The organism is Chryseotalea sp. (genome assembly GCF_057350905.1).
In genome coordinates this window covers 1,201,218-1,211,062 of record NZ_JBMRCF010000001.1, presented here as the reverse complement: position 1 = coordinate 1,211,062, position 9,845 = coordinate 1,201,218, and the positions used below count along the sequence as shown (strand labels likewise).

10 protein-coding genes are annotated in these 9,845 nt (G+C 39.7%); 5 read left to right on the top strand and 5 right to left on the bottom strand.

What is annotated here, in order from left to right; genetic code table 11:
- The first annotated feature begins 183 nt into the window (after positions 1–183).
- Positions 184–1,101, top strand: coding sequence for a hypothetical protein (locus ACO1XM_RS05205; protein WP_486226517.1), 918 nt, complete (start codon positions 184–186; stop codon positions 1,099–1,101).
- A gap of 31 nt (positions 1,102–1,132) precedes the next feature.
- Here ACO1XM_RS05205 and ACO1XM_RS05200 read toward each other — a convergent pair whose 3' ends face one another.
- The 3 genes from ACO1XM_RS05200 to ACO1XM_RS05190 form a co-directional block, all read right to left on the bottom strand.
- Positions 1,133–2,092, bottom strand: coding sequence for an L-histidine N(alpha)-methyltransferase (locus ACO1XM_RS05200; protein WP_486226515.1), 960 nt, complete (start codon positions 2,090–2,092; stop codon positions 1,133–1,135).
- A 6-nt stretch (positions 2,093–2,098) separates the two neighbouring features.
- Positions 2,099–3,241: an ergothioneine biosynthesis protein EgtB gene (gene egtB / locus ACO1XM_RS05195; protein WP_486226513.1), complete on the bottom strand. Its 1,143-nt coding sequence runs from the start codon at positions 3,239–3,241 to the stop codon at positions 2,099–2,101.
- 63 nt (positions 3,242–3,304) lie between these two features.
- Complete coding sequence (locus ACO1XM_RS05190; protein ID WP_486226511.1) at positions 3,305–3,586, bottom strand: DUF427 domain-containing protein; 282 nt, start codon at positions 3,584–3,586, stop codon at positions 3,305–3,307.
- A gap of 287 nt (positions 3,587–3,873) precedes the next feature.
- Here ACO1XM_RS05190 and ACO1XM_RS05185 point away from each other — a divergent pair, with 287 nt between their 5' ends.
- Genes ACO1XM_RS05185 through ACO1XM_RS05170 form a run of 4 tightly spaced genes read left to right on the top strand, consistent with a single transcriptional unit; the run spans position 3,874 to position 8,240 of the window.
- On the top strand, positions 3,874–5,271 hold the full coding sequence (locus ACO1XM_RS05185) for an ATP-binding protein (protein WP_486226509.1): 1,398 nt from the start codon (positions 3,874–3,876) through the stop codon (positions 5,269–5,271).
- A 2-nt stretch (positions 5,272–5,273) separates the two neighbouring features.
- A complete protein-coding gene (locus ACO1XM_RS05180) occupies positions 5,274–6,935 on the top strand; it encodes an FAD-dependent oxidoreductase (protein WP_486226507.1) in 1,662 nt (553 codons plus the stop codon).
- Positions 6,936–6,994: 59 nt separating this feature from the next.
- The gene (locus tag ACO1XM_RS05175) at positions 6,995–7,264 is read left to right on the top strand and encodes a UBP-type zinc finger domain-containing protein (protein WP_486226505.1); all 270 of its coding nucleotides are present in this window, start codon (positions 6,995–6,997) and stop codon (positions 7,262–7,264) included.
- 55 nt (positions 7,265–7,319) lie between these two features.
- A complete protein-coding gene (locus ACO1XM_RS05170; RefSeq protein ID WP_486226504.1) occupies positions 7,320–8,240 on the top strand; it encodes a bestrophin family protein in 921 nt (306 codons plus the stop codon).
- Between the two features lie 13 nt (positions 8,241–8,253).
- On the opposite strand, the gene ACO1XM_RS05165 is transcribed toward ACO1XM_RS05170, so the two are convergent.
- Together ACO1XM_RS05165 and ACO1XM_RS05160 are read right to left on the bottom strand one after the other, a co-directional pair.
- On the bottom strand, positions 8,254–8,952 hold the full coding sequence (locus ACO1XM_RS05165) for a DUF3307 domain-containing protein (RefSeq protein WP_486226502.1): 699 nt from the start codon (positions 8,950–8,952) through the stop codon (positions 8,254–8,256).
- Entirely contained in the window at positions 8,949–9,587 is a 639-nt protein-coding gene (locus ACO1XM_RS05160; protein WP_486226500.1) for a winged helix-turn-helix transcriptional regulator, read from the bottom strand. Before ACO1XM_RS05160 ends, ACO1XM_RS05165 begins: the two co-directional genes overlap by 4 nt.
- Positions 9,588–9,845 lie beyond the last annotated feature (258 nt).

Genomic DNA, 9,845 nt, shown 5'->3' with positions numbered 1-9,845 from the left:
GGTGATCAGGACACAGCGTTATGAAGGGCAACTGGATTACCTGCAGCACTGGACGATCGATCAGGTGAAGCCCGGCAGTTATTACATTATTACAAAACAAAAAAATAAGATCACCGCCAGAAAAATTATTGTGGTGAAGTAGGAATTGAAAAATATTGATGAGCTTTACAATATCTGAGACTTATGAGAATTATTCTGACTATTGTTTTTAGTGGTATTGTTATGGTATGCCAATCACAAAATGCCGTACGTGATCTGGAGAAATACCTTAACGACATACGAAAGCAACCTTATCTCTCTTTGCCTAAGAGCATTCTGGAAGACCGTAAAAGCGAAAATAAACAGCTGAAGCTTTTAAAAAGTAGCCTAAGCGATAGTTTAAGTATAGTGAGAAGCAGAGGCTACTATTTGATTAAAGTAATAGGTCAGCGAAGTGAGGATGCTTCATTGAGACAGGATGCAGTCCTTGAGCTCATTGACGGAATTGCTGATAAGGATACGGGTATCAGCGGAAGCAATAGCGAAGCATTAAAAGGATTTGAGAAGAAGGATTTTACAAATGAAGCTAAACTTGCGCTTGTACAGTTTATAAAACCTGGCACACCTCACCTGCATCAGATAATCAGATTGATAGGGTATCTTGATTTAAAAGGTCAGCAAAGCAAGTTGGCTGAAATGATTAATTCAAAAGCTTCGGCTAATGATAAATGGGCTTGCCATCTTGCATTAGCACGCATGGGCGAATCGTCTTCTGTTAATTTTATTATGGAAAAGGTTAAGTCGACAGCTGTTAATGATAAACTTGTCTATGGCCTTGTAGCTGATTTGACCTACACCAAGCAAAAGCCTATTTTTGATTACCTGGTCACTATCATTAATCTTGACACACCCTCTTGTCAATCGGCTAACCCGGATTCAAATGAAAAGATTTTATGTGGTTACAGAATAATGGAGCAAGTAGCAGATGACATTAAAGAATTTCCAGTCGCTGTTGATGATTTTGGAGACTTAAAGACCAATGACTACAAAAAAGCACTAGCTGACGTTAGACAATGGTTTAGTGCACACCCTGATTATATGATTAATAAGGATATTTATTAAGAGCGTATAGAGTTATTAGGTTCTGACCGCTTTATCTTTTAGTAAAAACCACATCACTAAAGTAATGCTTGCAATCATAATATTGATGCCCAATTGATAGGCCGCTTGCTTCCGCCAACTGTGTTATCATTGACTGGTCGTACTTGATAGAAACTTCCGTGTGAATATGTTCCCAGCGATTAAAACGAATTGTTTTTTGTAAGGCTTCAAAATAAACATCCTGCTGCCGTAAGCTGACCAAATAACTTTTTGCTTCACCTGTTTCCGGGTTATAGGTAGGGTAATGGCTGAACTGATCAAGCATGAAATTGGCACCCAATTCTCTGTTTAATCTCACTAAAAGATTAATATTAAAACTTTTAGTAATGCCCTGCGCATCGTCATAAGCACGTTGAATCATACGTGGATCCTTTTTCAGATCGATGCCTATAAACAATAAGTCCTTAGGATGCATAGATTTTTTAATGCGTTGCAGAAAAACTCCAGCTTCAGACACTGTAAAATTACCAATGTTGGCACCCAGAAATAAAATAACTTTTCTTTTATCGGAAGACAGATTCAGTTTTTCTAAGGCAGTCTCATAGTCACCTTGCTGAGGAAAAAAAGGAAGATTGGGTAAGGATTTGTTTAATCGGTCTTGCAACTGTGCGAGCACAGTGGCGGAGATATCGATGGGGTGGTATGTAAAGTCAGCTTGTTGCTGTGTGAAATGTTTGAGCAGTATTTCAGTTTTTAATCCATCACCAGCACCTAATTCTACCAGTTGAAAAGCACCTTCTTGTTGAAACCGATTAAGAATAGCATCAGCATTCATTTTCAGTATTTCATACTCGCATCCTGTCAGGTAGTATTCAGGCATGCGCATAATTTCCTGAAAGATGCGATCTCCATTTTCATCGTAAAAAAGCCAACTCGGAAGCGATTTAGTTTCTTTGAACAAACCTTCTTCTACAGTCTGTGTGAGTTGGGGTGCTATGGTGCTGGTTTTCATGAATGCTTATTTTTTGCAAAGGCGTAACCCTGTAAATTGCCATTGCATAGAAGGATGAAAAAAGTTTCGGTAAGTTCTGCGTGCATGACCAGCCGGAGTAGCGATGGAGGCACCCCTTAATACCATTTGGTTAACCATGAACTTGCCATTGTACTCGCCAAGCGCTCCAGGTGGTTTTACATAACCAGGGTAAGGAAGATAAGCACTATTGGTATGTTCCCAACGCTGTCCCCACTGGAAATACTCAGCAGCTGCTTCCCACTCAAATTCTGTAGGTAAACGCATACCGCTCCACTCGGCAAAAGCCGCAGCTTCATAAAAGCTGATGTGTGTAACAGGTTCATCCAGCGGTAATAATTCAAGTCCACTTAATGAATAACGTTGCCATTCTCCATTCAACTTATGCCAATACAAGGGGCTATCGATTTTTGTTTCCTGTAGCCAATACCAGGCATCACTATGCCAGAATTGTGGATCATGATACGCACCGGATTCAACAAAAGAGAGGTACTCACGGTTGGTCACTAAGGATTGCCTGATGGCAAAAGCCTGTAAGTAAACCTGATGCTGTTCACCTTCATTATCAAACGCAAATCCAGTTCCATCATGACCAATAGTATACATGCCGGCATGTATGGTTTTAAATTCATCAGTATGTTCAAGGTATTGCGTTTCCTTAAAATCATTTCTGTAAGCAGAAAAGAGCGGGTTATGCCCGAGTATAAATTTGATATCAGTTAGTAAAAGCTCTTGATGTTGTTGCTCGTGATGTAGTGCAGTTTCTATTAAATACAACGTATCGGGACCAGATTGTGGAATAAGCTTAAGCATGTGCTCATCAACATGCCCGCGATAGGTCAGTATTTCATCAACAGTAGGCCTGGACATGTTGCCTCGCTGAGGCCTTAAAACCCTGTCGCCCAAAGCATTGTAATAACTGTTAAACAAGAATGCATACCTGGGGTGGAAACGTTTATAGCCTGGTAGATACTTAACAAGTAACATTTCTTCCAAAAACCAAGTTGTATGTGCTAAATGCCATTTAGGCGGACTTACATCCGGACTTGGTTGAACCACGTAATCTTCGCGTTGCAAAGGTTTGCAGAGTTCAACAGAGTAGTTGCGTACGGTCTGATATTGGGAAATCATAACATGAAAAAGTAAAACAAGATAAGGAGCTTAGCCAGAATAATATGCAGCTTAAAAATTTAATCATTTAATAACCTGCACACCTTTCCAAAATGCCACGCGTCCTTTTATTCCTTTTGCCAACTCAGAAGGTTCTGCATAATACCAAGCTGCATCCTTATTTTCCATGCCTTTTATCACAAGATTGTAATAGGATGCAGTGCCTTTCCAGGCGCAATTCGTGTGTGTCTGGCTGCTTGTTAAGTACTCTTGTTTAACACTTTCCAGGGGGAAGTAATGGTTTCCTTCAATGATAAGTGTATCATCGCTTTCGGCTATAACCTCGCCATTCCATAATGCTTTCATGTAGCTTTAACCCAGAAAGAAGCAAAATAGTTTAAACCGTTAACAAACAGAACCTTCTTTGGCTTAGAAAGTTCTATAGATGAAACTTTTTTGCGCAGATAATTTTTATCTAGTAATATTATTAAATATTGTCAATGTCCGCGAGAAGTCCTAAAATAAGAATTCGCGTCATTGCGAGGGAGGTACGACCGAAGGAATCTAAGATTTTGCAGATTGTTCCCCTATTTGTAATGACCAATTGGTCCAGGACTTTAAATGGATATAGATATTAAATACTAACCCCTTACATGGTAAAAGATGTTTTTTATTTATTGAAGCAGGTGCCAGAATTTACTGCAGTGCCTGAAGTACAACTGAAATGGTTAGCTGAGCATGGTACAACCAGTCAATATAAGGAAGGAGATAAAGTATTCGGTAGTGGCGATCCTATTGATGGTTTTCAAATCGTATTGCAGGGAGGTGTTACGCTGTTTATTAATCAACCCAATGGTCGCAGAAACTTAGGGACTTATGAACCCATGGAAATACTTGGGCGTTTGCCTTATTCCCGCATGAAGGGCGCAGTGGCCGAAGGTTTTGCAGAGGGTGATTTGCTGCTTTTCTTTTTACATAAAGATCATTTTCACGCTTTAATCAATCAGTGTCATGAGGTAACTGAAGCTTTGGTGCACAACATGACTGACCGCGTCCGGGATTTTACCAAACAACAACAGCAGAATGACAAGATGATGGCCTTGGGTAAACTTTCTGCAGGCCTAGCCCATGAACTTAATAATCCTTCGGCTGCCGTAGTACGCAGTGCGCAGGAACTTAAAAAACACTTGTCGCATACACCTGAGAACTTTAAGCGTGTCATCCGGATTCAGGCGACTGATGCAATTGTGGATAAGGTAACGGATTTTGTTTATGAAAGAACAAATTGTTATGGTGATGTACCACTTTCTTTAATGCAAAAAACCGCTCTGGAAGATGAACTAAGTGAGTGGTTAGAGAAAGCTGGGCTTGAAAATCCGTATGACATTGTTGAAACATTTGCTGAGTTCTCTATTACAACAAAGGTGTTGGATGAAGTAAAAAGCTGGTTGCGCCCCGAAGATGTGCCAGCTGTAATGAATTGGATTAATCAGGTGCTTACCACCGAAAAACTGGTCTTTGATATTGAGGAAGCTTCAAAAAGAATTAATTCACTTGTTACCTCAATCAAAGGCTACACCCACATGGATCAGGCTACTGAAAAGCAAGTGACTGACATACATCCGGGTATACGCAACACATTAACCATGCTTAATCACAAGCTGAAAAAGAACAATATTAAACTAGTCGAAAACTTTCAACAAGACTTACCAAAAGCATCTATCTTCGTCAGTGAAATGAATCAGGTTTGGACTAATCTGATTGATAATGCCATTGATGCTATGGAAAATGTTGCCGATAAAACGCTTGAGATCAAAACCCAGCTTGATCGTGATTTTATCAATGTCTATATCATCGATAGTGGTGCAGGCATTCCTAAAGAGATACAAGATAAAATATTTGATCCCTTTTTTACAACCAAAGCAATGGGCAAAGGCACCGGTCTTGGTTTGGAGGTAGTTCGTCAAATTATTAATCAACATAATGGCAAAATTGAATTGACCTCAAAACCAGGCAGAACAGAGTTTAAAATTTGCTTCCCCATTAAATAAATATGAACAAAGCTATACTGATAGCCGTAGATGATGATCCGCAGGTAATACGTGCTGTCGCACGTGACTTACGCAACAAATACGGAAAGGATTACAGAATTCTTAGCACTACATCAGCTAATGAAGCATTAGAGACGCTGAAAGATTTAAAGAATAAAAATGAAGTAGTCGCCTTATTCTTATCTGATCAGCGTATGCCTGAAATGCTGGGCGTTGATTTTTTGCAACAAGCCAAAGAATTGTATCCGGAAGCAAGGCGCGTTTTGCTTACGGCTTATTCAGATACCGATGCAGCCATTCGTGCCATTAACGATGTGCAGCTTGATTATTATTTGATGAAACCATGGGACCCACCAGAAGAAAAATTGTATCCCGCGCTGGATGAACAATTGGACGAATGGATGAGCAAGCATGTTCCTGTTTTTCAAGGCATTCGTATTGTGGGCTATCAATGGTCACCCCGTTCACATCAGATCAAGGATTTTCTGTCAGGAAATTTAATTCCGTATCTGTGGTTGGATGTCGAGAGTAATCCCATAGGTCAGGAGTTGGTAGAACTGAATAAAATTGATGTAAAGACATTGCCTGCGGTATTTTTTGAAGATGGTGCCTTTCTGCTGAATCCTGATTTGCCGGCTATGGGGGAAAAAACTGGTATGCGTGCGAAAGCTTCAAAGACCTTGTATGACGTAACCATTATCGGTGCGGGGCCTGCCGGCTTGGCTGCTGCTGTGTATGGTGGTTCTGAAGGCTTAAATACTGCCATGATAGAAAAGCGTGCTCCAGGCGGACAAGCTGGTACGAGTTCACGTATTGAAAATTACCTGGGCTTTCCCAATGGTTTAAGCGGTGCGGAGTTATCGCGCAGGGCTATCTCCCAGGCTACACGCTTTGGTGTAGAGTTGTTATCTCCGCAGGAAGTAGTGGATATTGCCTTGAAGGATACTTATAAAATTATTACACTCCGCGATGGGAGCGTGATCAATACACGAAGTGTAATCATTACGACTGGTGTAGATTATCGCTCTTTAGATGCGCCAGATATTGAAAAATTTACAGGTGCAGGAATTTACTATGGTGCCTCAACAACTGAAGCACATGCTTGTCGCGAGCGTGATGTCTATATAGTAGGAGGTGGAAATTCTGCTGGACAATCGGCTATGTACTTATCAAATTTTGCTAAAAAAGTATACATGGTTATTCGCAAGCAAGATTTGTCATCTACCATGTCACAATACCTGATTGATCAGATTAACAATACTCCTAATATTGAAGTGCTTGGAGAAACCATAGTGGGGCAAGTGTATGGCAATGAAAAACTGGAAGAGATTTGCCTGGAAAACATTGTAACTAAGGTGCGAAGGCAAGAAAAGGCAGCTGCCTTGTTTATTTTTATTGGTGCTAAACCTGTAACAGATTGGTTGAAGCTTGACATCATTAAAGATGATAAGGGATATATAGAGACTGGACGGGATTTGCTTAAGTATGATAATTTCAAAAAAACATGGAAGCTGTCACGAGAGCCCTATTTGCTGGAGACCTGTAGCCCGGGCATATTTGCTGCCGGTGATGTACGCGCAGGTGCCATGAATCGCGTGGCCTCGGCTGTAGGAGAAGGTGCTATGGCCATTAAGTTTGTACATGAATACCTTGCGGAGAATTAATATTAATTTCAAATTTCAGATTTGAAATTTGAAATTACTTTAAACTGTAAATTAGTGTAATGAAAGGAGAACGCTGTGAACACTTGCGCACACTGGAAGTAACTAAATTTTCGAAAGATTATGTGTGTGATGCTTGTATTAAAACAGGCGATGAATGGTTGCACCTGCGTACCTGCCAGACTTGCGGTATTACTTTATGTTGTGATTCTTCGCCCAATAAACATGCTTCTCAACATGCCAAAGAGCAACAGCATCCTGTAGCAATTTCTGCTGAACCGGGTGAACGCTGGGCATGGTGTTACGTACATGAGCAAATTGTAGGCTATTGAGTTTCAAATTTGAAATTCAGTAAACGAACAGAATATTAGCTATTAAAAACTGATTATGATCTTATACGAACCCAACCACAACTGGTTTAGAGACATCGGCAATCTTGCCAAAAGCTGGACAATGCAAAAGATACTGAAAGGTGTTGTGCTGATTGGTTTACTAGCCAGTGCCATTTGTTTTGGTATGCATTTTTTCCAAATCGAGCCAAGGTTAAACTCTAGTATCTTTTCATTATTGGGTATAGTACTCAGTATCCTATTGGTATTTCGTACCAATACCGCTTACGACCGCTGGTGGGAAGGTCGTAAGCAATGGGGGAGTTTGGTTAATAATACGCGAACGTTGGCCACGCTACTGCAAGCCAGTTTACCTGCAGATGATAAAGAAAGTCGTTTTTATTTCTCCAAGACTATTTCAAATTTTTGTATCGCATTAAAAGAGCACTTACGCAAAGGAGTTAAACCAGAAGAGTTGATTTACCTAGATGAAACCGAACTTCATGAGTTGAATAACAAGCAGCATAAGCCTGCTTACCTGGCAAACTTAATTTATGGTAAAATGCACACCATCTATCGGGCGGGTGCACTAACCGATGCAGACTTGATTAACATGAAGCAACATTACTTTTCTTTGTTGGATGTAATGGGCGCTTGCGAACGGATTAAGAAGACCCCCATTCCCTTCAGCTACTCAGTTTATATAAAAATATTTGTTTCACTCTATGGTTTGATTTTACCCTTTGGCTTGTATAATGATTTTGGCTTTTACGCTATACCTTTAACCATGTTCATATTTTTTGCCATGTTAGGTTTGGAATTAATGGCAGAAGAGATAGAAGAGCCCTTTGGTCTTGATTGCAACGATTTGCCTACTGGTGACATCGCCCTCACCATCAAAAAGAATGTATTCGAGATATTGGAGCAAGAGGCGGTGAAAGAAACCAAAGCTGCTGAGTTGTATACAAAGGTATTTTAGTCTGTTTGTAGCTTTAAGCAAGTAAGCTGACGAGTAATCCGGCACCCATTGCCAGACCAAAGCTTAGTAAGGTGCCGATAAGAACGTATTCAGTTAATTTCAAATCGCGCGAATCTTTGAGGTCACCGAAACGAAAAACTGATTTTGCGGCAATTAAGAATCCAATAGCTTCCCAATTATTGGTAACGGTGAATGTAAATACCATTAATCTTTCTAAAATACCAATGTACAGTCCTGCATGTTGCAACGAAGCATTCCTGGGTTTATCTGTAATGGGTGTCCACTGAGAAATTAACGTTTTAATGATGATGGATGCAGGCGTTGTAATGAAAATAACGGCTGTAATGTATAGAAGAGTTGTTTGGTTAAGCTCAAATAGCAAAACGGGATTTTCCACTTGATACCAGACTGTAACAATGATGGTCAGGTGAAGCAATTGATCCAAGGCAAACCAAAGCCTTTCGGTGCGTTCCTTCTGATAGTGCAGTTTCACAGCGTCAATAATGCCATGACTCAGTGTAATGAATAGGGCAGGGATCAGAAAATCAATATCCCAGACCAATAATATAATCAAGATAAAGTGGACAAGCATATGCACATACAGTTGCCATGCTTTTAGTTTCTTTTTCTCTTTTGCTTTTACCCAACTAACAGGTTGCAAGATAAAATCGCCAACAAGATGTGCCAGCACTAATTTTAGCAACAGTATCATACGGTGCGTATTAATTGTTCAACCTTTTCTCTAAACAGAATTTCAAGATCCTTTACTTCGTTATAATACGCTCTCTTTTGTCTTCCACTCACTGCCGACTGTGTAATCTTTAGTTTAGTGGCGAGTTTGGTTTGTGTAATATCAGGATTATCCAATAGCATTTTAATCAAGTCCGCTGCGCCAGTGCTCCAGTTATCCATAGCAATTAGCGCAAGTCGTAAGTATAAGTTCATACCCCTGTCAAAGTCAGACCATCTGCTTTTTATAGCCATATTTTGCTTCTCTTGTTTCAGGTTTTCTAATTTTTCACCTGAGTAAATAAAAGCCTCTCCGTTTGATTCTGTTATGTTAGAGCCAGAGAATTCTTTTTCACCTATGCCAATGGCTATTCTAACATCTACGTTTTTAATTGTTTTTATATAAGCCTTAATGCGAATCGCAGTCATTAATGCCTCTGCTGGATTCTTTACCTCCAACTGAAAGCTATCTCCCCTGTATACTTCCCAGACTTGAGGGCTTTGCCCCGTTAATGCCAGTGCTTTTTTAAGAACGGGAAGCCACTGTCTGACCTTACCACCTCTTGAGTTAATAATGTCTCCTGTGATAATACCGGTGATTACTTTTTTTTTGATCATACAATTTCAAATATGCTTGGAATGATACGTGTGAATGGATGCTTTGCTACTTTATGTTAAAGATAGAAATAAAATTATTACGCAAAAACCTAATATTTCAAATTATTAGATATTTACATAATATATTCAATTATTACGCAAAAATCTAATAATTGTAATTGGCGGTAAAAGTCTATAGAATAGAAGGCAATATATTTTGTTTTGAAAATGGGTTGCCCTGCACATTATTATACAAAAACATAATAATTGCTATTATTA